A 20,932-nucleotide genomic window follows, 5' to 3' on the forward strand; every position below is an offset into this window, starting at 1 on the left:
TAGGGGTCCCGGGTCTCCCTCGCTTCGCTTGGTCGCCCGGGACGACAAACATTAGTCCAGCCGCAAAAACACAATCTCCGTATCGTCGTAATCGCGCCGCTCGATTTCCTCAAAACCCTCCGGCGCGACGAACGCCCCCTTCGTTTCCTCGACCACGATCAGCGCATCCTTCGCCAACCATCCGCCGGCGCGGGCCGAAACCAGCGCCTTCTCCGCCAGTCCCTTGCCGTAAGGGGGATCGAGAAACACCAGCGAGAACGGCTCGTTCGGATGAACGTCCCCAAGCTTCGTCGCATCGCGCCGGAAGATGCGGCTGATGCCGGCGGTGCCGAGCGTCTCCACATTCTCGCGGATCAGCGCGCGCGCTTCCGCCCCGTCATCCAAGAACAGCGCGGAAGCCGCGCCGCGCGACAGCGCTTCGAGGCCCAGCGCCCCGGTGCCGGCAAACAGATCGAGCACCCGCGCGCCGCTCACCGGATCGCCATAGGCATGCATGAGAATGTTGAAGATGGATTCGCGGGTGCGGTCCGAGGTCGGCCGGATGGCTTGCGACTTCGGGCCGGTCAGCGAGCGCCCGCGGAAAGTGCCGCCCACGATGCGCATCATCGCTTCCGTTTTGGCGCACGGTTGCCGCTGCGGTCGCGTTTGGTGCGGCCGGTGGCCGGGCGGTCCGACGGCTTGAAGCGCTCGCGCAGCTTTTGCGCCTTGGTCTTTTTCGCCTTGGAGGCCCCGGCCTCTGGCTTCTCGGATTTGCCGCGGTCTTTCCGCTCGACCGGTTCGTCTTCCGGTTCTTCGGCCATCGTGATCGGGCCGGTAAAGTCTGCTTCGGCTTGCGTCGCGATGCGCTCGCCGAGCTGTTCGCGCAGATGCCGCGTGCGCACCTCTTCCACCGCGCCTTCGGGCAGGTCGCCGAGCTGGAACGGTCCGAAGGAGACGCGGATCAGCCGGTTCACCTTAAGGCCGAGATGCTCCAGCACGTTGCGGACTTCGCGGTTCTTGCCTTCACGGATCGCAAAGGTGAGCCAGACATTGGCGCCCTGGACGCGATCGACCGTGGCCTCGATCGCGCCATATCGCACGCCGTCGACGGTGACGCCCTTGCGCAGCGCGTCGAGCTGCGGCTGCAGGATCGATCCGTGTGCGCGCACGCGGTAGCGCCGCAGCCAGGCGGTGGCCGGCAATTCGAGGACGCGCGCGAGTCCGCCATCGTTGGTGAGCAGCAGCAGCCCCTCGGTATTGAGATCGAGCCGGCCGACGCTGACCACGCGCGGCATGGTTTTCGGCAGCTTCTCGAAAATCGTCGGCCGCTTCTCGGGGTCGGCATGGGTGGTCACGAGGCCGCGCGGCTTGTGATAGAGAAACAGCCGTGTGCGCTCGCGCTTGGGCATGGGCTTGCCGTCGACCGCGATGGTGTCGCTTGTGGTGACGTTCAGCGCCGGCGAGGCAATGGTTGCCCCGTTCACCGACACACGCCCCTCGGCGATCCAGGCTTCGGCCTGGCGCCGCGAGCACAGCCCGGCGCGCGCCATCACCTTGGCGATCCTGTCGCCCGCGGGCGTCGATGCTGTGTTCTGGGCCATGGGCGGCTTTATGCCGGGCATTGGCGTGCGAATAAAGCGTCCATATAAGTCCGCGGATGCCGAAAAGCTTCATGGATCAGGCGCTCGATCTTGCCCGCTCGGCGGCTGCGGACGGCGAGGTGCCGGTCGGCTGCGTGGTGGTGCGGGACGGCGAGGTGATTGCCGGCGCGGGCAACCGCACGCTGACCGATCGCGATCCGACCGGCCATGCCGAGATGGTGGCGATCCGGCAGGCGGCGCGGGTGCTCGGCACCGAGCGGCTGACCGATTGCGACCTCTATGTCACGCTCGAGCCCTGCGCGATGTGCGCGGGCGCGATTTCCTTCGCGCGCATCCGGCGGCTCTATTATGGCGCGCCCGATCCGAAAGGCGGCGCCGTGGATAACGGTGTGCGGTTCTTTGCCTCGCCCAGCTGCCATCATCGTCCGGACGTCTATGCCGGGATCGGGGAAAGCGAGGCGAGCGCGATGCTGAAGCGTTTTTTCAGGGAACGGCGCTAGGCTCAGCGCGAAAGCAGCGGTTCGAGTTTTCGGCGCAATTCCACCTTGACCGGCTCGGAGGCGCGCAGGATCGCGCTGGCCCGCAGGAAATCCAGGGCGCGGAAGATGCCGACATTCGGTCGCAGCACGATGTCGGGCGCACCGTGCTTCAGCTTCTCGTCGATGATGGTCTGCGCCATGACAAGGACCGTGGCCAGGTAGCATTCAAGCGAATCCGGCATGTCGGTGCGGTCGGTGGCAGGCGGGCCCGCGATGTCGACTGCGATCACGATATCGGCCAGGCCGCGGACGCGATCGAAGGGCAGGGGATTGGTGGCGCCACCATCCACCATCACGCGGCCCTCGAACACGACCGGGCGGCTGACGCCGGGGATCGCCATCGATGCGGCGATCGCGGCCCGCAAAGGCCCCGATGAGATCGCCGCTTCGCGGCGCCCGTAGAGGTCGGACGCGATCACCGTGAGCGGGATTTGCAGAGCGCCGAAATCATCCGGCACGCGATCGGGGAGAAACTGTGCGCAGAATTTCTCCGCATCGATCAGCGCTGCGCTGCGCAGGCCGGACGCGATCAGCGAGCCGATGCTGCCGCCGGCGCGTGCGGCCAGGAGCTTGCCGAACAGGCTGCCGCGGTCGCGTGCCAGCGTGGTGACGTGGGTACGAATCTCCCTGCCGGTCATCCCCGCGGCATAGGGCGCACCGATCAGGGCGCCGATCGAGGTCCCCGCAATCGCAACCGGGCGAATGCCCATCTCGTCAAGCGTCTCCATTACCGAAATGTGCGCCAGCCCGCGTGCGCCGCCGCCACCGAGCGCCAGCGCCACTGTTTTCACCGGGCACCCGCCTGTTGCGCGAAGCGCCAGGCGGTCGCGGCGAGCGGACGGATCATCTCCGCCTTGGCGGGCGCATGGTCGCTGGTCGCGGTGCCGTCGCGCACCCGGCCGATGATGCCCTGAAGGATCGCGGCGATGCGGAAGAAGTTATAGGCGAGATAGGCCGGCAGATGCGGGCGCGGATCGAGCCCGGTGCGGGCAACGTAAAGATCCACATAGTCGGAGAGCGACGGCAAGCCGAGCGATTGCAGATCGAGGCCGAGGAGCGACCCGGTGCCGGCGCGGCTTTCCGAATGCGGCATGTGCCACTGCATCAGATGATAGCTGAAATCGGCGAGCGGATCGCCGAGCGTGGACAATTCCCAGTCCAGCACCGCGATGATCTCGGGTCGGTCATGCGCGACGACGGCGTTGTCGAGGCGATAGTCGCCATGGACGATCCGCACAGCCTGCTGCGGCGGGACGTTTTGCGGCAGCCATGCGATCAGGCGATCCATGTCCGCGATGCCTTCGGTCTCGGACGCGCGATATTGCTTCGACCAGCGGTCGATTTGCCGCGCAACATAACCTTCGCCGCGGCCGAAATCGGCGAGCCCGATCGCTGCGGGATCAAACGCATGCAGCCGGGCGAGTGCCGCATTCATGGAATCGTAGACCGCTGTGCGCTCGGGCGAGTTCGAGCCCGGCATGTCCGGGTCCCAGAACACGCGGCCATCAGAGAAGCCCATGACATAGAAAGCGGTGCCGGCCACGCTTTCGTCGGCGCAATAGACGAACGGCTCAGGCACCGGGAAGCCTTGCCGCCACAGCGCCGAGATGATGCGGAATTCCCGGTCCACGGCGTGCGCCGAGGGCAGCAGCTTGCCGGGCGGCTTGCGCCGCAGCACGTAGCGCCGCTGCGGTGTCTCGAGCAGATAGGTCGGGTTCGACTGGCCACCGCGGAACTGCCGGATCGTCAGCGGGCCGGAGAAGCCCGTGACCTGCTCCCGCAAACAGGCGGACAGCCTGTCGGCGTCGATTGCGAGCGCCGGCACCACCTCCTTGGTTCCCGAAAAAGCCTGTTGCCGGTCGATGACAGACATCGGCGCTGCTGGGGTCAGGGGCGGAAGAATTCGAGCAAGGCGCGGGCGGTCGCGTCCGGGTTTTCTTCGGCAAGGAAATGTCCCGAATCGATTGCCTTGCCGGTCGTATCCTTGGCCCAGTCCTTCCAGATCGCCAGCGGCGAATTCTGGCTCGGGATGCCGGCCGCGCCCCACAGCGCAAGCAGCGGCGCCGAAATCTTGTTGCGTGCGGCGTGATCGAATTCGTCGTGGCCGAGATCGGTGGTTTCTCCGGCGCGATAATCCTCGCAGGTGGCGTGGATGCGCAGCGGGTCGGAGAAGAAGGCGCGATAATGGGCGAGCGCGCGCGGGTCGAAGGCGGACAGGTCCTTCGCCTTGGTCCAGCTCGCCATCTTGTAGTCGAGATAGTCGACCGGCGCCTTCTCGATCAGCATTTCGGGCATCGGATATTTCTGTGCGAGAAATTGCCAGTGCCAGACCTTCATGGCGAGGCTGTGATCCATCCGGTTCCACATTTCGTAGGTCGGGATGATGTCGAGCACCGCAAGCTTGATCAGGCGGCCCGGATGGTCGAGGGCGAGCCGGTAGGATACGCGGCCGCCGCGGTCATGGCCGACGAGATAGAAGCGGGCGTAGCCGAGCTTCTCCATCAGCTCGACCATCACCTTCGCCATCGACCGCTTGTCGTAGGGCGCATGACCCTTGCCGGAGCGCGGCGCGACCGACCAGCCATAGCCTGGCAGGTCCGGCAGTATCAGGCAGAACTTTTCGGCCAGCGCCGGCGCCACCTTGTGCCACATCACGTTGGTCTGGGCGTAGCCGTGGAGGAGCAGAAGCGGCGGACCGTCGCCGTCGGAAGACCGCGCGAAGATGCGGCCGACCTGAGTGTCAATCCAGTGCGATTCGTATCCGGGGAACAGGTCGGCGAGGTCGGTCATGGCGTGTCGGTTCTCGCGGCTTTCGGTTCAGGACGCCATGCCGGGACGATGTCGGTATGGATGAAGTCGTCGCCCTTGAAAAGGAGAGGCAGGTTTCGACTTCGCGCGAGTGCATAGGAAAAGCAGTCGCCTAAATTCAACCGCGCGCGGTGTCGCCCTTTGCCGTAAAGGTCGAATGCCGATACGCTACCTTCAGCGAGCGAGGAATCGATAGCAACGATCTCGATACGAAATTCCTGAAACAAGGCTCCGACTTTGCTTGCTGCTGTAATCCTCGAACGGCCCGTCAATGCCATGACGGTCTCGACGTACGTGACAGCCGAACATTGCGTGCCTTCGGACTGGTCCAGCATATCGATAAATGTTTCGCGCTCGTTTTCTTCGGCAACGATCGCAAACAAGGCTGAGGTATCTACGACGATCACTTGGGGAGACCGTGCTCGTCGTAGCCGATGATTTCGTCCGCCGAGCGCGGGTCGTCGACCGGCAGGGAATCGAAATAGGCGAGCAGCTCGGCCAGCTTCTTGCGGTCGATCCGGCCCTTCCTTTTTTCCTTTGGTCCAAGGCGCTGCAGTCGCTCTTCGACAGCGCGCTCGATGGCATCCGTGATGCTCTCGCCGGTCCGCTCGGCGAGTTCCCGGATTTTCGCTTCCGCTTCGGGCTTCTTGATGAAAACGCCCATCTGGCCGGCCTCGGTATATACTCGATTGTGAAGAGTATATACCGCCCGCCGAGTTACGCCTAGTTCTGTTCGCGCTCGATGGCCCGCCGTCCTATATCCCGCCGGCAGAAGCCGTCCGGCCATCTGATCCGGTCGACCGCCGCGTAGGCCTGCCGCTGCGCCTCGGCGACGCTGCGGCCGATGGCGCAGACATTCAGCACCCGGCCGCCATTGGCGAGAATGCGCCCACCGTCCCCCTTGGTGCCAGCGTGGAATATCTGCACGCCCTCGACCGAGGCGGCATCGTCGAGGCCTTCGATTACCGAGCCTTTCTTGTAATCGCCCGGATAGCCCTCGGCGGCCATCACGACGGTCAGCGCTGCGTCGTCGTACCAGCGCAGATCGAACGATTTCAGCACGCCATCGCGCGCCGCCATCAACGCAGGGACGAGGTCCGACATCAGGCGCAGCATCAGCACCTGGGTTTCGGGATCGCCGAAGCGCACATTGTATTCGATCAGTTTGGGGCCGTCTCTCGTGATCATCAGTCCTGCGAACAGCACGCCCTTGTAGGACGTGCCCATCGAGGTCATGGCGCGCAAGGTTGGCTCGATGATCTCCGTCATCGTCCGCTTCGTCATGTCGGGCGTCATGACCGGTGCAGGCGAATACGCGCCCATGCCACCGGTGTTGGGTCCCTGATCGCCGTCGAAGGCGCGCTTGTGATCCTGCGCGGAGGCAAGCGGGATCGCAGTGATGCCGTCGCAGAGCGCGAAGAACGAGGCTTCCTCTCCCTGCAGAAACTCCTCGATCACGACTTCCGCGCCGGCGGCGCCGAGACCGCCCTCGAACATCATGTCGATTGCGGCTTCGGCCTGCGCGACCGTCTCTGCAACCACCACGCCCTTGCCGGCGGCGAGACCGTCCGCCTTCACCACGATCGGCGCGCCCATTTTTCGAATGTATTCCTTCGCTGGCGCCGCGGCGGCGAACCGTCCATAGGCCGCGGTCGGGATGTTGTTGGCGCGGCAGATGTCCTTGGTGAAGCCCTTCGAGCCTTCGAGTTGTGCGGCGGCTTTGGTCGGGCCGAACGCCTTGATCCCGGCGGCCTCGAGATCGTCGATGATGCCGGCGCAAAGCGGCGCTTCCGGCCCAACCACCACAAGCCCGATATCCTTGTCATTGCAGAAGGCGATCACCGCGTCATGGTCGGCCGGGTCCAGCGCCACGCATTCGGCCTCCTGCGCGATTCCGGCATTGCCCGGCGCGCAATACAGCCGCTCCACCAGCGGGCTCGCCGCCATCTTCCAGGCCAGCGCGTGTTCGCGTCCGCCGGAGCCGAGCAGAAGGATGTTCATTCGTCGCGAAACGCCCTTATTTTCGAGCCGTTTGTGTAGCATGACGGCGCCAACCGCAAGCGAATCGCCGGACATGACAGATACTGCCCGCATCAACGTTGTGGAATTGACCGTCTCCGAGGTGTCGCAGGCGCTCAAGCGCACGGTCGAGGACAATTTCAGCCATGTGCGGGTGCGCGGCGAGATTTCCGGCTATCGCGGCCCGCATTCCTCCGGCCATGTCTATTTCGCGATCAAGGACGAGGGTGCCCGGCTCGATGCGGTGATCTGGAAGATGACGTTCAACCGCCTGCGGTTCAAGCCGGAGGAGGGGCTGGAGGTCGTGGTCACCGGGCGCATCACCACCTATCCGGGCCGCTCGAATTATCAGATCGTGATCGAGACGCTGGAGCCCGCGGGCGCCGGCGCACTGATGATGCTGCTCGAGGAGCGCAAGAAGAAGCTCGCGGCAGAAGGCCTGTTCGACGAGGCGCGCAAGCAATTGCTGCCGTTCCTGCCGACCGTTGTCGGCGTGGTAACCTCGCCGACCGGCGCCGTGATCCGCGACATCCTGCACCGGCTGTCCGACCGGTTCCCGCGGCAGGTGCTGGTCTGGCCGGTGCGGGTGCAGGGCGATGGCGCCGCTGAGGAGATCGCGGCGGCAATCGAGGGCTTCAACGCGCTGCCGGAAGATGGCGACATTCCCCGACCCGATATTCTCATCGTGGCGCGCGGCGGTGGATCGCTGGAGGACCTCTGGTGCTTCAACGAGGAAATCGTGGTGCGCACCGCGGCGGCGAGCATGATCCCGCTGATCTCCGCGGTCGGTCACGAGACCGACATCACGCTGATCGATTTCGCCTCCGACCGGCGCGCGCCGACCCCGACGGCGGCGGCCGAAATGGCCGTGCCGGTGCGTTCCGAATTGCTAATGCGGATTGCGACCCAGGGGCGCCGCGTCACCGCCTGCTGGCTGCGCGGACAGGAGGCGAGGCGTGCCGAATTGCGAGCAGCCACCCGCGCGCTGCCGTCGCTCGACAACCTGCTCGCGGTCCCGCGCCAGCGTCTCGATACCGCGGGGGAGCGCCTGCCGCGCGCGCTGCGGGCCAATGCGCATGTCCACCATCGGCAATTCGAACGGATCGCCGGCCGGCTGTCGCCTCAGCTCCTGAGCGTGCGTCTGGTCCGTTGCAGGGAATGGATCGCGTCACTCGGCCAGCGTGGGGTGCTGTCGCGCAAAGTCTATCTCGAGCGCAGGCGCAGCCGCATCGAATCCGCCGAGAAGCTGCTCAACGCCTTTTCCTATCGCGCCGTGCTGAGCCGCGGTTTTGCGCTGATCCGCGATGGCAAGGGCTTTCCCCTCCACGCGGCCTCCTCGGTCACACCCGGCATGTCCCTCGACATCGAATTCGCGGATGGTCGGGTCGGAGCGGTGGCGGACAAGGAATCGCGCGGCAGATCGAAGACTCGCGGCGGACCCTCCGGGCAGGGCAGTCTGTTCTGAGCTTCAGACCGCGACGGGTCAGCGTGAAAGCCATTGCGGGACGCGCTTCAGCGCATCCGCGCGCGCCTCTGCATTGGTGCCAACGGTGACGCGACCGGGAGCGTCCGGCGCAAACGCAACCTTGCGCCGGTACTTGACCGGTACATTGTCATGGTCGAACGCGTGATGCGCGCCCCTGTACTTGACAATGACAACTTGGGCCGACCGCCCGCGTGCGTTGCGGACCATGTCCTCGCAATGCTTTGCCGGTGTCCAGTTGTCGAGCGCGCCGATCAGAATCAGTGTTGGAACACGGCTGCTCCAGGCGGTATCGCCAAGCCGCCGGCAACCCGGATAAAGCGCGACCGCGGACCGGAAGTCGGGGCGATCATCGTCGGGCTCCAGACTCGGGCGCGCCGCCGACAGCGCCGCGATTCCACCATTGCCCCAGCCCAGCAGACTGATGCGGTCCTTGCGGACGAAATCCTGCCGCTGCAGCCAGTCGCGCGCGGCTCGTGCATCGGCGACCCGCTCCCGGTCAGGCCGGATTTTCTTGGCTTTGATGCTGCATTGTTGCGCGATCCCGCGGGACGCATGGCTGTCCGGAAACAGCACCACGAAACCCGCTCCGGAAAGGCGTTGCCCCCAATCCTCGTTGGCGATGCGCACCCGCCCTGTGCGCCCGCGCAAGCCGTCGCAATCATGAAGGGCGATGATCGCGGGAAACGGTCCGACCCCCTCGGGCCGGTAGACCACCGCCTGCAGCGGTTTGTCGTCGGTCGGGATGTCGACCGCCGCCGGTGTACCGGCCTGCGCGGAACCGGCGAGGCTCAGCAGGATCGCGAGGAGGACGAGTTTTTGCATACCGGGGCCTCCGGTGGTGCCGGATATCATTCGACAAGCGCATCATGGCGCGAAACCGGCAGGGAGTCCCTTTGACCTTCGTCTCCTTGCCATTATGTTGAAACCGCTGCGAGGGCTTCGGCATTCCCGGCGGACTGGAATAAGGGAGAATTTCACGTGCTGAACCGCTTCGACCGCCCCCCGCCCATGGCCGGCGAGGCCGAGGTTCGGTTTCTGGATGGCGATTTCCGCATCGTTCGCCCCGGCGCGTTCGTTCGATGTGCGGTCACCAATGTTCCGATCCCGCTTGAAGAACTGAAGTATTGGAGTGTGGACCTGCAGGAAGCCTATGCCTCGCCGCAGGCGGTCCTGCAGCGGCTGTCGGCCCGCTAGCGGCCCGCGATCGGCTTGCTCACCAATTTGCGGAGCAGGTCGGGCTCCTCAAGGATCAGCGTCACCGGGATAACTTTCGCGACCGCAGCGAGCCTGCCCCGTGCACCGTCCTGCCCAAACAGCCGGACGGCATCCTTCTCGGTGGTCACCGGAACCAGCTTCTGGGATTCGCAGCGCGCGAGAATGCGGGCTGCCTCATCCTCCGAATAGGGATGGTGATCGGAAAAGCTCTCCTCGATCGTCGCTTCGATCCCGGCCGACGCAAGCGTCATGAAGAACTTCTCCGGGTCGCCGATGCCGGCAAAGGCCAGCGCCTTTCGCCGACCGATCGCCTTCGCGGCATCACGCGCCGGTTCGAGCTGCGCGCGCAACAGCGGCCGCCGGTAGGTGCGCGCCAGTTCGGAGACCGGGCCGGCGGCGGCGCCCTTGCCGATCAGGAGGATCGCATGCGCCTGTGCGAACTGCATCGCGAGCGGCGCACGCAGGGGACCGGCCGGGAATACGCGAGCATTGCCGAAGCCACGGCGTGCATCCACGACCGCGATGGACAGATCCTTGTGCAGCGACGGATTTTGCAATCCGTCGTCCATCACGATCACGGTCGCGCCGGCCGCCCGCGCCATCTCCGCTCCGGCAGGGCGATCACGCGAGACGATGGTCGGGTGGTGACGCGCGAGCAGCAGCGGCTCGTCGCCGACATCCGCCGCGCGGTGCGACGCCGGATCGACGCGAATGGGGCCCGCAAGCCGGCCGCCATACCCGCGCGTCAGGAAGAACGGCCTGTCTCCGCCAGCGGCAAGAATTGCGCCGATTGCAATCGCCGATGGCGTCTTGCCGGTGCCACCGAGCGTGAAGTTGCCGACGCAGATTACCGGAACATCGGACCTCCACCCGGCATGGCGCATGCGCCAGCCCGAGATGGCCCCATAGATCCATGCGAGCGGGGACAGCAGCCATGCGGCAATTCCGGGCTTCCTCCACCAGAAATCCGGCTCACGCATCGGAGGCCTGGTGAGAGAGCCGCAACTGCATAAGATAGGGTTCGAGTTCGGCGAAGGTGCGTTCGAGTGCGCCGCCCAGCCGCTCGACGGTCCGGAAAGCCGCGTCGCCGGCCGCCTTGCGCGCCGCCGGGTCCTTCATCAGATCGGATACCCGCATCGCGAGATGCCCGATATTTTCGACTTCCTCCGCGCCCCGCGCGGCGTCGAGTGCGGCGTAGATGTCGTGGAAATTCCAGACATTCGGGCCATGCAGGATCGGCTTGCCGAGTTTGGCGGCCTCGATCGGGTTCTGGCCGCCATGTTCCACGATCGAGCCGCCCATGAACACGACATGGGCCAGCCGGTAGAACAATCCAAGCTCTCCCATCGTATCGGCAATGTAGATGTCGGTTCGCACATCGGGGGTGACGCCGCGCGAACGCAGCATCGCGCGCGAACCGGACGCGACGGCGCGATTGAGGATGTCCGGACCGCGCTCGGGATGGCGCGGCGCAATGATCGTCAGCAGACGCGGTCTTCCCTTGCGAGCGCGGCGATGGGCTTCGATGACCGCATCATCCTCGCCCGGATGGGTGGAGGCCGCGACCAGGACCTGCCGGTCAGCGGCGGCTCGCTGCATTTCAGCGAGCTTGATCTCGTCGGCCGGCGGCGCGGGTACGTCAAGCTTGAGGTTGCCGGTGATCTGCACCGACGGCATCCCGAGCTGAGCGAACCTTTCCGCATCGAGCGCGGATTGCGCGAGGCACAGATCGAACTTCCCGAGCAGCGCCTTTGCGGTGCGCCGGAGCGAATGCCAGCCCTTGAAGGATTGCTCCGACATGCGGCCGTTGATCAGTACCAGCGGGATACGGCGTCGCGCCGCCGCGAGGATCAGGTTCGGCCACAAATCCTGTTCGATAAACAGCCCGAGATCAGGTCGCCAGTGATGCAGAAAACGGGTGACGAAGCGCGGCGCGTCGAGCGGGATGAACTGATGGATCACGTCTTCCGGCAGCCGGTCCTTCACCACCTTGGCCGAGGTGACCGTGCCGGAGGTGACCAGCAGATTCACGTCCTGCATCCGCAATTGTTCGATTAGCGGAAACACCGAGGTGATCTCGCCGACGCTGGCGCCGTGCAGCCAGACCAGCGGTCCGGCCGGCCGATCGAGGCCCGGCTCGCCATGCCGCTCCGCGAGTCGCTCCTTGATTTCCTTGCCACGGCGCAACCGCCGCTTCAGCCACAGATTGGCAAGGGGCTCGGCGGCCGACATTGCGCGTCGGTAGGCGCGCAATGTCATCGGCAGCCGCTCAGCCACGCGCTCCACTCGCAATCTTGCCATCCGCGATGGCATAGGCCCGCTCCGTGGCGGCATTGAGCGCGGTCTCGAGCGACTGCCGCGCGGCTTCAAGCTCGGCATCGCTCGCGTCCGCATCAACGCGAACGGGATCGCCGACCACCCCAGCGATCAGGCTGAAGGGCAGGTTGACCGCGGAACGGTCCCAGTTGTCGAGCACCTTGCGGCGGCTCGAGGCGAGCGCAACCGGATAGATCGGGCGCCCGGAATCGCGCGCCAAACGGATGATTCCGGGGCCTGCGACCCGCGATACTTTCGGCACGTCCGCCGTCAATGCCACGTTATATCCCTCGGCAAGCGCTTCCAGCATCTGGAAATAGGCGCTGACGCCGCCCTTGCGGTGGAACCCGCTGCCATGATCGCCCGAGCCGCGGATTGTCTCAATACCCAACCATTCCGCGGCCACCGCATTCATCTCGCCGTCACGATGACGCGAAATCAGCGTCTTTCCCTTATAGCCCTCCCGCTTGATGAAGGGAGCCATGAAATGCTGGCCGTGCCACATCGCGACGATGACCGGAAGGTCAGCTCCGGCGCGCTCGTAGATGTCGCCCGGCACCGTTACCGTCCGGCTCGTCAAATTCACGAAGCGCAGATATTCGGCGGCGAGAATGCCGATGGTCTTCTGAACCCAGCGCGCGCGCGCGAGACGCCGTGACGACAGCATGCCGGGTTCTGCCGAGCTTCAGCGCGCGGCCTGGGCGGGCATCTCGGGGTCGAGCAGCCGGTGCAGATGCACGATGAAATAGCGCATCTGTGCATTGTCCACGGTCTGCTGCGCCTTGGCCCGCCACGCCGCATAGGCGGTCGCATAATTCGGATAGATGCCGACGATATCGACCTTGCTGAGATCCTTGAATTCCGTGTCATCAAGGCGCGCGAGTTCGCCGCCAAGCACGAGATGAAGAAGCTGCTTTTGGGAGGCCTGATCGGACATGATGGTCTTCCTGAGGGTCAGGCGAATTCCTTGCGGCGCTTGCGCATGAGGTCAAGCATTGCTGCATGCCTGTCGCGTCCGGCCGCGAGAATCGCGCCGTGGACCGGGTCATGCAAGTTGTAGACCAGCGCCTCTCCCGCGAAATTCGTGATCGCGCCGCCCGCTTCGTGCACCAAAAGATCGGCGGCCGCAAGGTCCCAGTCGGACGCGTTTACGGCCGCGAGTGCGGCGTCGATGCGTCCTTCCGCGACGCGCGTCATGCGCAATGCGAGCGAATGAATTTTCGGCTCGTGGATCGTTGCGGGGTCGATCGCGGTGAGGCGTTCCAGCATGTTCTTGGGCCCGGCAATGCGTGCGCCGGCAAGCGCGGTGCCCGATGAGACCTCGATCGGCACTCCGTTGCGGGCTGCACCTTCGCCTGATGCGGCGAGATAGAGATCGTCGTCCACCGGAACATAGATGGCGGCTGCCACCGGGCGGCCTTTCTCCACGACCGCCGCGACGATCGACCAGTCCGGCCGTCCCGCGAGGTACGAGCGCGTGCCGTCGATCGGATCGACGATGAACAGACGCTCCGAGGACAGGCGCGCGCGATCGTCCTTTGTCTCCTCCGACAGCCAGCCATAGCCCGCGCGTGACAGGCGTTCCCGCAGAAAGTCATCGACAGCGATATCGGCTTCGGAAACCGGTGAATCGTGACCCTTGGTCCAGCTTTTGATCGTGCCGCGGAAATATTTCAGTGCGATCTGGCCGCCCAGCCGCAAGGCGTCGCCGAGTTCCTCGGCGAGCATCGCGTTCTCGCTGCGCGGCTTACTGGCCGGCAAGTGTGAGGCCCTCCACCCGCAAGGTTGGCGCATTGGTGCCGTACTTGAACGCAAGGTCGTTGGCGGGCGTGAGAGTGCGGAACATGTCGAGCAGGTGTCCCGCGATTGTCACCTCGCTCACCGGGTAGGTCAGTTCCCCGTTCTCGATCCAGAAACCGGCTGCGCCGCGGCTGTAATCGCCGGTCACGAGATTGGTGCCCATTCCGATCAGGTCGGTGACGTAGAAGCCGTTGCCGGTTTCGGCGATGAGTTGCTGCGGGGTCAATGTGCCGGCCTCGAGATAGAGGTTGGTCGGCGTCGGCGAGGGCGGCGACGACACGCCACGCGAAGCATGTCCGGTGGTCGCCATTCCGAGCTCGCGCGCGGTCGCGCTGTCGAGCAGCCAGGAGATCAACACGCCGTCATCGACGAGGTTCATGCGGCCAACCGCGACGCCCTCGCCGTCAAAGGGTTGCGAGCGCAATCCGCGCCGCCGCAGGGGGTCGTCGACGATGCGGATGCCCGGCGCGAACAGCCGTTCGCCGAGCCGGTCCTTCAGGAAACTCGCCTTGCGCGCGACCGATGCTCCATTGGCCGCGCTCGCGAGATGACCGATCAGCGGGCCCGACAGGCGCGTGTCGAAAATCACGGGCAATGCCTGCGTCTTCACCTTGCGCGGATTGAGCCGGCGCACCGCGCGTTCACCCGCTCTGCGGCCGATCGCTTCCGGTGCCTCCAGATCGACGCCGTGCAATGCCGAGGAATGATCGTAGTCGCGTTCCATGCCGGTGCCTTCGCCGGCGATCGCCATCATCGAAAGACCCTGGCGCGACGTCAGGTAAGCACCGTGAAATCCGCCGCTGGTGACGAGCACCATGCCGCTGATGCCAACTCCGGACGAGGCCCCGCCCGACTTGGTAACTCCCGCAACGGCAAGCGCGGCCTCCTCGGCCACGCGCGCGCGGCGCTCCAGCTCCGAGACGTCCGGCATGTCCGGATCAAGCAGGTCGAGATCGGCGTGGCCCTTCGACAGTCTCTCTGGGTCGGCAAGCCCGGCAAAGTGATCCTCTGGCGCGGCGCGCGCCATGGCGACCGCGCGCTCCACGAGCGCGGACGTATCCGTGCGCGCGATGTCGTTGGTCGACACCACAGCCTGCCTGCGACCGACGAAAACCCGAAGTCCGACATCATCGCTTTCCGACCGCTCGGATTCTTCCACCGCGCCCTCGCGGACGTCCACATTCGCCGAGATTGAACGGACGGCGATCGCGTCGGCGGCATCCGCTCCGGCTTTACGCGCGGCGTGGACCAGCCCTTCGGCCAGATTAGTGAGGGCGGATTGATCGAGGAGGGACTGCATGAGCGGGTTGGATTTAGGGCGCGCGCCCGGCTCTGACAAGGACAAGGTTAGCGGAACGGGCGCAAACCCCGAGGCGAAGGCAAGGACTCGTCAATCATGCGAATCGAGGAGACCGCCGAAACGCCTGATTAACCGAGCTTTTTAAGCGCTTTCCGACAGCATTGTGGCAAGGTCTGCGCATAACGGACGAAAAAGTCCGGGGGAGCAATTCGAGGCGTCAAATGGAAGCCGGCGGGGCCTTGCCTGCCGGGTCGGGCCGCACATTGCGGCTCGACCCTTTCGCTTTGCCAGTCCGATTTCCGGCACGCGATGCCGGGGCGGACGGCCAGATGCGGCAGGTCGAACTCGACCGCGATCGCGTGGTGCTGCGGCGCGCGGTGCACGGGATGCGGATGAAAATCCGGCTGGCGGTCGATGCCTTTGTTGGCATCACGCTGGTACCGGCCGGGGATGGCCCCGCCGCTTCCATCACTCTCGACCATGCCGATCCGGGCCTGTCGGTTCCGTTGCTCGATCATGCGCCGCTGGACGAAGCCATCGTGATGTGGCGTGCCTGGGGCCGCGTCCTCGGACTGTCGCTGTGGCAGCGCGACGAGGCCGGCGACGTCCGGCAGGTCAGTGCGGGCCGCCGCGCGTTGCAGGGCGGGAAAGAGACCGGCCGCCGCCGCCGCCGTTCGGTCATCCGCAAACGGCGGCCCTCGATCCTGATGCGGCGCAAGCCCGGCCGGCATATCGGGCTTGCCGCGGTTCATCGCGGCGAGCGCGAGATCATCGCGCGCAATTGACGGTTATCTGAAAAAGGCGTCGAGGATCATCCCGCCAAACAGGATCAGGCCGGCATCGCGGTTGGACTTGAACAAGCGCAGGCAAAGGGCCGGGTCGGCCATATCGAGCCGCCAAGTCTGCCATGCGAGTTGCATGGCAAAGGCGGCAAGGCCGAGCGCAAAGATCCAGCCGCCGCCGGCGAGCCAGCCGGCCATCGCGATCAGCACGACGGCCGCTGCAAAGAACGTCGCCAGCATCGGCCTGGTGCGTTCACCGAACAGGATGGCGGTCGACTTGATGCCGATAAGCGCGTCGTCTTCGCGATCCTGATGCGCATAGATCGTGTCATAGGCGATGACCCAGGCGATCGAGCCGGCATAGAGCACGAAGGCTGCGGGATCGAGCCGGCCGAACACCGCAGGCCAGCCCATCAGCGCACCCCACGAGAAGGCAAGGCCCAGGCCAATCTGCGGCCAGTGCGTCACGCGCTTCAGAAACGGATAGATCGCAACGGTGGCAAGCGACAGGATGCCGACGAGAATCGTGAAGGGGTTGAACTGCAGGAGTACCAGCAGTCCGATCAGCGCCTGCGCGACCAGGAATGCGAAGGCCTGCTTCACCGTCACCTGCCCTGCGGGGATTGGCCGCGAACGCGTACGCTCGACTTTCGCGTCGAGGTCGCGATCGGCGATGTCGTTCCAGGTGCAGCCGGCGCCGCGCATGGCGAATGCGCCGATGAAAAACAGCAGGCAATGCCATGGATCAGGATAAGGCCGTCCGGCGGCAATCGCCGCAAGGCCGGCCGACCACCAGCACGGGATCAGCAGCAGCCACGAACCGATCGGCCGGTCGAGCCGTGCGAGTCGCAGATAGGGCTTGAGCCAGGACGGTGCCGCCGTATCGACCCAGTTTCCGGTCGAGTCGGCGACGCGCCCGGCGGTCCCGCTCATCGCGTGAGAGGATTGCCGGTGAGGGTGTCGAAGGTACTGCCCCGCCTGGCGGCAGGCGCATCGGACGACAGCGACGGAATGCGGGAGGTGCCCAGCGCATCGCTCAGGCTCGGGGCGCGCTTGGCGGGTGCGGCGGCCGTGTCGCAAACCTTGGTCCGAATCTCGATGATCTTTGCGTAATTGCCCCGGCGCGCCTTCATGGCGTCCGGCGGAATGCGGCATTCGGTGCCGTGGTCTTCAAAATACTTGATCAGTTTGGCTTCCGACGCCGCCAGATTGCGGAACGCCTGGCACACCACCGGCTGTTGCTTGGTCTTGGCGGCGGCCTGGATCGCCTTGCCCTTTGCCTCGGTGTCGGCGAGCAGCGGCGTGATCTCGCCCATGCAATTTCGGCCGGGTGCCGCACCACCGGAAAAGGAACCGATACCAGCCGGCGCTGCGCCCGGAGGGGCCAGTCCGGGAGAGGCCGGCGAGGCCCATCCGCCGGACGGCGCGGGAGCGGCCTGCGGCGAGGGCGCGCCCCAGCCGGATGCCGGGGGGCCAGCCGGAGCGCTTGCGGGTGCGCCAGGCGCGGCCCAGCCCGACGTCGGCGGTGCGGACTGGGCGAGCCGCGTCCGGGTCTCGTCCGCGAGCGACGGCGCTGCTGCCACGGCGGTGAATGTCAGCGCGGCGGACAGGCTTGCAAACAGCCTCATTTCCGTTTCTCCCGGCCTCACGGCCTGCAGGGCCGCCCTTTCGATCAAGCAAACTAGGCGACACCGCGGCAAAATGCGATTCAGTCCATAATAGAGCGCTTGCCGGTTCCGAGAAAGCGGCGGCTCCCAAATCCGGCCTGAAACCATGCCCCGCTATGATTTCCGAACACCGCGCCTGTTTGTCGCGCCAGCCCTCGATCCGGATACGACAATCCCGCTCGACCGCGCCCAGGGCAATTATTTGACCAACGTTCTGCGGCTCGATTCCGGCGACGCGGTCCTCGTATTCAACGGGCGCGACGGCGAATGGCTGGCTCGTTTGCAGCGCGAAGGGCGCAAGTCCGTTGCACTTGCCGTGGTCGAGGCGACGCGGCAACAGCATGAACCTTGCGATCTGCATTATCTGTTCGCTCCGCTCAAACATGCGCGGCTCGATTACATGGTGCAGAAGGCGGTGGAGTTGGGCGTCTCGCGACTGCAACCTGTGACCACACGTCACACCCAGGCTGCGCGGGTGAATGTCGAGCGCATGCGCGCCAATGCGATCGAGGCGGCGGAGCAATGCGGCATCCTCACCATCGCCGAGACTGGCGATCCGCTGCCGCTGGAAAAGGCGCTCGACCGGCTTTCAGAGGAGCGCGTCCTGATCTTTTGTGACGAGGAGGCCGACCTGCGCGATCCGGTGAGGGGGCTGTCAGATATTGCGCGCGGTGCGCCGCTCGCGGTCCTGATCGGACCGGAGGGCGGCTTCGCCGACGATGAAAGATCGTTGCTGCTGAAGCATCCTGGCGTGGTCCGGCTGGCGCTCGGGCCGCGGATCCTGCGTGCCGACACAGCGGCGGTCGCGGCCCTGACGCTGGTTCAGGCGGTGGTGGGCGACTGGAGCTGAGCGAAGGAATGGCGCAACGCGAAGGCGAGCGGCAGCGTCAGGAGCACCATTGCGGCGACAACCAGGACGCTTCCGTTCAGACCGATGCGGTCGCCGATGAAGCCATACAGGATCGGCGCAATCGCCCCGGCGCCGATGGTGCCGGTATAGAACCGCCCGAAGGCGCGAGCGCGCGTGTCCGGGGCGACCAAGGCAGGCACCGAACCGTAGAGTACCGAAGAGGTGCCATTCAGCGCGATGCCAAGCACCGGCAGCACCACGAGCGTCGCCTCCAGCGGCAGCGGCAGGATCGCGACGATCAGCAGCAGGGTGAGGATTTCGGTCAGGAATACCGTGTTGATGATGCCGATGCGCGCTCCGATGAAGGCGCAGATGAGCTTGCCGGCCGCGCCGCCCGCGAACACGAGGGTCAGGGCTATTCCGATCGTCGGCAGGTTCGCGCCCTTGGCTGTGAGGATGAAGGGCAGGAACGTCAGGAACCCCATGCGCGTGGCCGAGTCGATCACGCCAATCGAAAGCAGGGTCGGGAACGCGTAGCGCGGCACCGCGGGTGGCAATGGTGTTCGCCGATCCTCGTCCTGCCTTGCCGGTGCGATCGCCGGGGCGAAGCGCGGCGTCAGCATCAGGATCAGGATCGCCGCGGCAAAGCCTGCGGCGCCAAGCATGATCACGGTCGGCCGCCAGGGCATGATCGTCATCATCAGTGCCGCGAGCGCGGGCACCGTCATCTTGCCGATGTCGCCGGCGAAATTGTAGCCGCCAAGTGCTTTCAGGGAGCGTGGTCCGCAAAATGCGCGTGCGACCAGCGCCGATGCGATCGGGTGCTGGGTGCTGGCGCCGAGGCCGCCCACCAGCAGCGCCAGCAGCAGCATGCCGAACCCGCCGCTCAACCCGGCGAGACAATAACCAAACCCGGTGAGCGCGGTCCCTGCTGCAAGGATGCGGGCGGCGCCGTAGCGCTCGGACAAGCGCCCGGCAGGGATTTGCAGACCGGCCATGGTGCCGGCGAACAGACCGCGCAGGACTCCGACGGCAGCGTAGGTCAGGCCGAATTCCGCCTGCCAGACCGGCAGCATCACGTAGATCAGGTCGGTATAGCCGTCATGAAGGGCATGGGCACCGGAGGCAACCGACATCGCGCGGCGCTCGTCGCGCGGCGCGGTGCCTCGATCGGCAACCGCGCTCATGGCGGCGAGGAATCGCGCCGCTCGACGAAGGTTGCGGTCTCGAACGACATCACGCGCACGCCATCCTGATTGTGGCCGAGGGCCAGCATGTTGACGATGCCGCGATCCGGTCTCGACTGAGAAATCCGAATGTCGATGATTTCGACCGCATAGGAGACGGTGTCGCCGACAAAGACCGGCCTGAACCAGCGCAGTTCGCGGAAGCCGGGCGATGGCCCGACCTGCGGAATTCGCTCGCCCCGCGCGCGCATCGCCTCGGCCTCGCGTTTGCGATAATCCACGAGCTTGCGCATCCACATCGAAGCGGTATGCCAGCCGGACGCGATCAGCCCGCCGTAAAGCGAGCGCAGCCCTTCCTCCTCATCGACGTGAAAGGCCTGGGGATCGAATTGCCGGGCGAAAATCTTGATGTCTGCCGCGGTGAAGAGGTGCGCGCCGAGTTCGACACGGTCGCCGACGCGGATTTCCTCGTAGAAGCGCATCATTCTTGCGCTCCGGGATCGCGGCGCCCGAACATCGCCGGGGTCACCATGGTCATGACGCCTTCGCCATGGGCGTTGAACATTTCGTACCGAAAACGGACGATCCCCATGTCCGGCCGGCTTTTCGAGGCGCGCGCCTCGAGAATGGTCACGCGCAAGGTCAGGCGATCCCCCGGCCGGATCGGGCGCTGCCACTGAACTTCCTCCACGCCGCCCGCGCCCATCGAAGTCGAGTCCAGCAAGAAACCGTCGCAGATCATGCGCATCATGATCCCGCAGCCATGCCAGCCCGATGCCCCAAGACCGCCCAGCAGGGATTTTTGTGCCGCCGCTTCGTCGAGATGCATGGGCTGCGGATCATATTGCACGGAGAACGCGATGATCTCCTCGCGCGTCACCAGGCGCGGCCCGTACTCGGCCGTGTGGCCAGGTTTGAAGTCTTCAAAATAGAGCTTGGCCACGGGCAACCATACCAGCGCTGGGGACACAATGGGGTAGCGGCCAGGACGCGGATCGTCAACGATTGCCCGCTCCGGTCGATTGACCGCAGTGCATGGCTGGGTGCAGCCTCGCGCACGGCGCCGGATTTCAACTTTGAGAGCGTGCCATGATCGATTTTGCGGAATTGCTGCAATGGGACCGCTTCATCACGCCGTCCATCATTCGCGTATTCTATTGGCTTTGCCTTGCGCTGACCGCGCTGTCGGGGCTGTCACTGATCCTGACGGCGCTCGGCATGATGGCGATCAATGTCGTCGCGGGGCTGCTGCTGCTGATCGCGGCGATGCTGTTCATCCTCGCCGGGATCATCTTCGTACGAATTCTCTGCGAGCTCGTGATGGTCGTGTTTCGCATCAATGAGCATCTCGCCGCGCTTCGCGAGCGCGAACGGATATGACCG

General features: G+C 65.5%; 25 protein-coding genes and 1 pseudogene. 6 read left to right on the plus strand and 20 right to left on the minus strand.

Going from position 1 to position 20,932, the window contains the following annotated elements; translation table 11 throughout:
* Positions 1 to 51 precede the first annotated feature (51 nt).
* Positions 52 to 603 carry a 16S rRNA (guanine(966)-N(2))-methyltransferase RsmD gene (gene rsmD, locus AB7F49_RS07125; protein WP_428521180.1) on the minus strand — a complete coding sequence of 184 codons (552 nt, stop codon included), beginning with the start codon at positions 601 to 603 and terminating at the stop codon, positions 52 to 54.
* A pseudogene (locus AB7F49_RS07130) lies at positions 603 to 1,556 on the minus strand (pseudouridine synthase); the annotation flags it as partial. The pseudogene AB7F49_RS07130 and the gene rsmD, both read right to left, overlap by 1 nt.
* 95 nt (positions 1,557 to 1,651) lie before the next feature.
* Here AB7F49_RS07130 and AB7F49_RS07135 point away from each other — a divergent pair.
* Positions 1,652 to 2,080, plus strand: a complete 429-nt coding sequence (locus AB7F49_RS07135) for a nucleoside deaminase (RefSeq protein ID WP_428521139.1) — start codon at positions 1,652 to 1,654, stop codon at positions 2,078 to 2,080.
* A gap of 2 nt (positions 2,081 to 2,082) precedes the next feature.
* Here AB7F49_RS07135 and AB7F49_RS07140 read toward each other — a convergent pair whose 3' ends face one another.
* Genes AB7F49_RS07140 through purD form a run of 6 tightly spaced genes read right to left on the minus strand, consistent with a single transcriptional unit; the run spans position 2,083 to position 6,928 of the window.
* The gene (locus tag AB7F49_RS07140) at positions 2,083 to 2,910 is read right to left on the minus strand and encodes a patatin-like phospholipase family protein (protein WP_428521140.1); all 828 of its coding nucleotides are present in this window, start codon (positions 2,908 to 2,910) and stop codon (positions 2,083 to 2,085) included.
* Positions 2,907 to 3,992: a phosphotransferase family protein gene (locus tag AB7F49_RS07145; protein WP_428521141.1), complete on the minus strand. Its 1,086-nt coding sequence runs from the start codon at positions 3,990 to 3,992 to the stop codon at positions 2,907 to 2,909. Before AB7F49_RS07145 ends, AB7F49_RS07140 begins: the two co-directional genes overlap by 4 nt.
* A gap of 14 nt (positions 3,993 to 4,006) precedes the next feature.
* Positions 4,007 to 4,909 (minus strand): alpha/beta fold hydrolase, encoded by a 903-nt coding sequence (locus AB7F49_RS07150; protein ID WP_428521142.1) that lies wholly within the window; start codon positions 4,907 to 4,909, stop codon positions 4,007 to 4,009.
* Positions 4,906 to 5,334 carry a type II toxin-antitoxin system VapC family toxin gene (locus tag AB7F49_RS07155; protein ID WP_428521143.1) on the minus strand — a complete coding sequence of 143 codons (429 nt, stop codon included), beginning with the start codon at positions 5,332 to 5,334 and terminating at the stop codon, positions 4,906 to 4,908. Before AB7F49_RS07155 ends, AB7F49_RS07150 begins: the two co-directional genes overlap by 4 nt.
* On the minus strand, positions 5,331 to 5,591 hold the full coding sequence (locus AB7F49_RS07160) for a type II toxin-antitoxin system VapB family antitoxin (RefSeq protein WP_428521144.1): 261 nt from the start codon (positions 5,589 to 5,591) through the stop codon (positions 5,331 to 5,333). The genes AB7F49_RS07155 and AB7F49_RS07160 overlap by 4 nt, the downstream gene beginning before the upstream one ends.
* Before the next feature lie 59 nt (positions 5,592 to 5,650).
* Entirely contained in the window at positions 5,651 to 6,928 is a 1,278-nt protein-coding gene (purD, locus tag AB7F49_RS07165; protein WP_428521181.1) for a phosphoribosylamine--glycine ligase, read from the minus strand.
* A 73-nt stretch (positions 6,929 to 7,001) separates the two neighbouring features.
* Between purD and xseA the strand changes: the two genes are divergently transcribed.
* On the plus strand, positions 7,002 to 8,411 hold the full coding sequence (gene xseA / locus AB7F49_RS07170) for an exodeoxyribonuclease VII large subunit (protein WP_428521145.1): 1,410 nt from the start codon (positions 7,002 to 7,004) through the stop codon (positions 8,409 to 8,411).
* Positions 8,412 to 8,429: 18 nt separating this feature from the next.
* On the opposite strand, the gene AB7F49_RS07175 is transcribed toward xseA, so the two are convergent.
* Positions 8,430 to 9,254, minus strand: a complete 825-nt coding sequence (locus AB7F49_RS07175) for a dienelactone hydrolase family protein (protein ID WP_428521146.1) — start codon at positions 9,252 to 9,254, stop codon at positions 8,430 to 8,432.
* A 159-nt stretch (positions 9,255 to 9,413) separates the two neighbouring features.
* Between AB7F49_RS07175 and AB7F49_RS07180 the strand changes: the two genes are divergently transcribed.
* Complete coding sequence (locus AB7F49_RS07180; RefSeq protein WP_428521182.1) at positions 9,414 to 9,626, plus strand: DUF2093 domain-containing protein; 213 nt, start codon at positions 9,414 to 9,416, stop codon at positions 9,624 to 9,626.
* Here the strand turns inward: AB7F49_RS07180 and lpxK are convergent.
* Genes lpxK through AB7F49_RS07210 form a run of 6 tightly spaced genes read right to left on the minus strand, consistent with a single transcriptional unit; the run spans position 9,623 to position 15,063 of the window.
* The gene (gene lpxK / locus AB7F49_RS07185) at positions 9,623 to 10,627 is read right to left on the minus strand and encodes a tetraacyldisaccharide 4'-kinase (protein WP_428521147.1); all 1,005 of its coding nucleotides are present in this window, start codon (positions 10,625 to 10,627) and stop codon (positions 9,623 to 9,625) included. The genes AB7F49_RS07180 and lpxK overlap by 4 nt on opposite strands.
* A complete protein-coding gene (locus tag AB7F49_RS07190) occupies positions 10,620 to 11,924 on the minus strand; it encodes a 3-deoxy-D-manno-octulosonic acid transferase (protein WP_428521148.1) in 1,305 nt (434 codons plus the stop codon). The genes lpxK and AB7F49_RS07190 overlap by 8 nt, the downstream gene beginning before the upstream one ends.
* Positions 11,917 to 12,630 (minus strand): lysophospholipid acyltransferase family protein, encoded by a 714-nt coding sequence (locus AB7F49_RS07195; protein WP_428521149.1) that lies wholly within the window; start codon positions 12,628 to 12,630, stop codon positions 11,917 to 11,919. The genes AB7F49_RS07190 and AB7F49_RS07195 overlap by 8 nt, the downstream gene beginning before the upstream one ends.
* An 18-nt stretch (positions 12,631 to 12,648) precedes the next feature.
* Complete coding sequence (locus AB7F49_RS07200) at positions 12,649 to 12,900, minus strand: DUF4170 domain-containing protein (protein WP_428521150.1); 252 nt, start codon at positions 12,898 to 12,900, stop codon at positions 12,649 to 12,651.
* A 17-nt stretch (positions 12,901 to 12,917) separates the two neighbouring features.
* Positions 12,918 to 13,724, minus strand: a complete 807-nt coding sequence (locus AB7F49_RS07205) for a 3'(2'),5'-bisphosphate nucleotidase CysQ (protein WP_428521151.1) — start codon at positions 13,722 to 13,724, stop codon at positions 12,918 to 12,920.
* Positions 13,711 to 15,063 (minus strand): TldD/PmbA family protein, encoded by a 1,353-nt coding sequence (locus tag AB7F49_RS07210; protein ID WP_428521152.1) that lies wholly within the window; start codon positions 15,061 to 15,063, stop codon positions 13,711 to 13,713. The genes AB7F49_RS07205 and AB7F49_RS07210 overlap by 14 nt, the downstream gene beginning before the upstream one ends.
* Before the next feature lie 221 nt (positions 15,064 to 15,284).
* On the opposite strand from AB7F49_RS07210, the gene AB7F49_RS07215 reads away from it, so the two are divergent.
* The gene (locus AB7F49_RS07215) at positions 15,285 to 15,848 is read left to right on the plus strand and encodes a DUF6101 family protein (protein ID WP_428521153.1); all 564 of its coding nucleotides are present in this window, start codon (positions 15,285 to 15,287) and stop codon (positions 15,846 to 15,848) included.
* Between the two features lie 3 nt (positions 15,849 to 15,851).
* Here AB7F49_RS07215 and ubiA read toward each other — a convergent pair whose 3' ends face one another.
* Together ubiA and AB7F49_RS07225 are read right to left on the minus strand one after the other, a co-directional pair.
* Positions 15,852 to 16,778, minus strand: coding sequence for a 4-hydroxybenzoate octaprenyltransferase (gene ubiA, locus AB7F49_RS07220; protein ID WP_428521154.1), 927 nt, complete (start codon positions 16,776 to 16,778; stop codon positions 15,852 to 15,854).
* Positions 16,775 to 17,473, minus strand: coding sequence for a hypothetical protein (locus AB7F49_RS07225; RefSeq protein WP_428521155.1), 699 nt, complete (start codon positions 17,471 to 17,473; stop codon positions 16,775 to 16,777). The genes ubiA and AB7F49_RS07225 overlap by 4 nt, the downstream gene beginning before the upstream one ends.
* 145 nt (positions 17,474 to 17,618) lie before the next feature.
* On the opposite strand from AB7F49_RS07225, the gene AB7F49_RS07230 reads away from it, so the two are divergent.
* Entirely contained in the window at positions 17,619 to 18,362 is a 744-nt protein-coding gene (locus tag AB7F49_RS07230) for a 16S rRNA (uracil(1498)-N(3))-methyltransferase (RefSeq protein ID WP_428521156.1), read from the plus strand.
* Here the strand turns inward: AB7F49_RS07230 and AB7F49_RS07235 are convergent.
* The 3 genes from AB7F49_RS07235 to AB7F49_RS07245 are packed head-to-tail and all read right to left on the minus strand — an operon-like array spanning position 18,335 to position 20,492.
* On the minus strand, positions 18,335 to 19,549 hold the full coding sequence (locus tag AB7F49_RS07235; protein WP_428521157.1) for an MFS transporter: 1,215 nt from the start codon (positions 19,547 to 19,549) through the stop codon (positions 18,335 to 18,337). The genes AB7F49_RS07230 and AB7F49_RS07235 overlap by 28 nt on opposite strands.
* On the minus strand, positions 19,546 to 20,034 hold the full coding sequence (locus tag AB7F49_RS07240) for a MaoC family dehydratase (RefSeq protein ID WP_428521158.1): 489 nt from the start codon (positions 20,032 to 20,034) through the stop codon (positions 19,546 to 19,548). Before AB7F49_RS07240 ends, AB7F49_RS07235 begins: the two co-directional genes overlap by 4 nt.
* Positions 20,031 to 20,492 carry a MaoC family dehydratase gene (locus AB7F49_RS07245; protein WP_428521159.1) on the minus strand — a complete coding sequence of 154 codons (462 nt, stop codon included), beginning with the start codon at positions 20,490 to 20,492 and terminating at the stop codon, positions 20,031 to 20,033. The genes AB7F49_RS07240 and AB7F49_RS07245 overlap by 4 nt, the downstream gene beginning before the upstream one ends.
* Positions 20,493 to 20,638: 146 nt before the next feature.
* On the opposite strand from AB7F49_RS07245, the gene AB7F49_RS07250 reads away from it, so the two are divergent.
* Positions 20,639 to 20,929, plus strand: a complete 291-nt coding sequence (locus AB7F49_RS07250; RefSeq protein ID WP_428521160.1) for a DUF4282 domain-containing protein — start codon at positions 20,639 to 20,641, stop codon at positions 20,927 to 20,929.
* The last annotated feature ends 3 nt before the right edge of the window (positions 20,930 to 20,932 follow it).

This window comes from Pseudorhodoplanes sp., from assembly GCF_050250235.1.
In the GTDB taxonomy this organism is placed as follows: domain Bacteria; phylum Pseudomonadota; class Alphaproteobacteria; order Rhizobiales; family Xanthobacteraceae; genus Pseudorhodoplanes.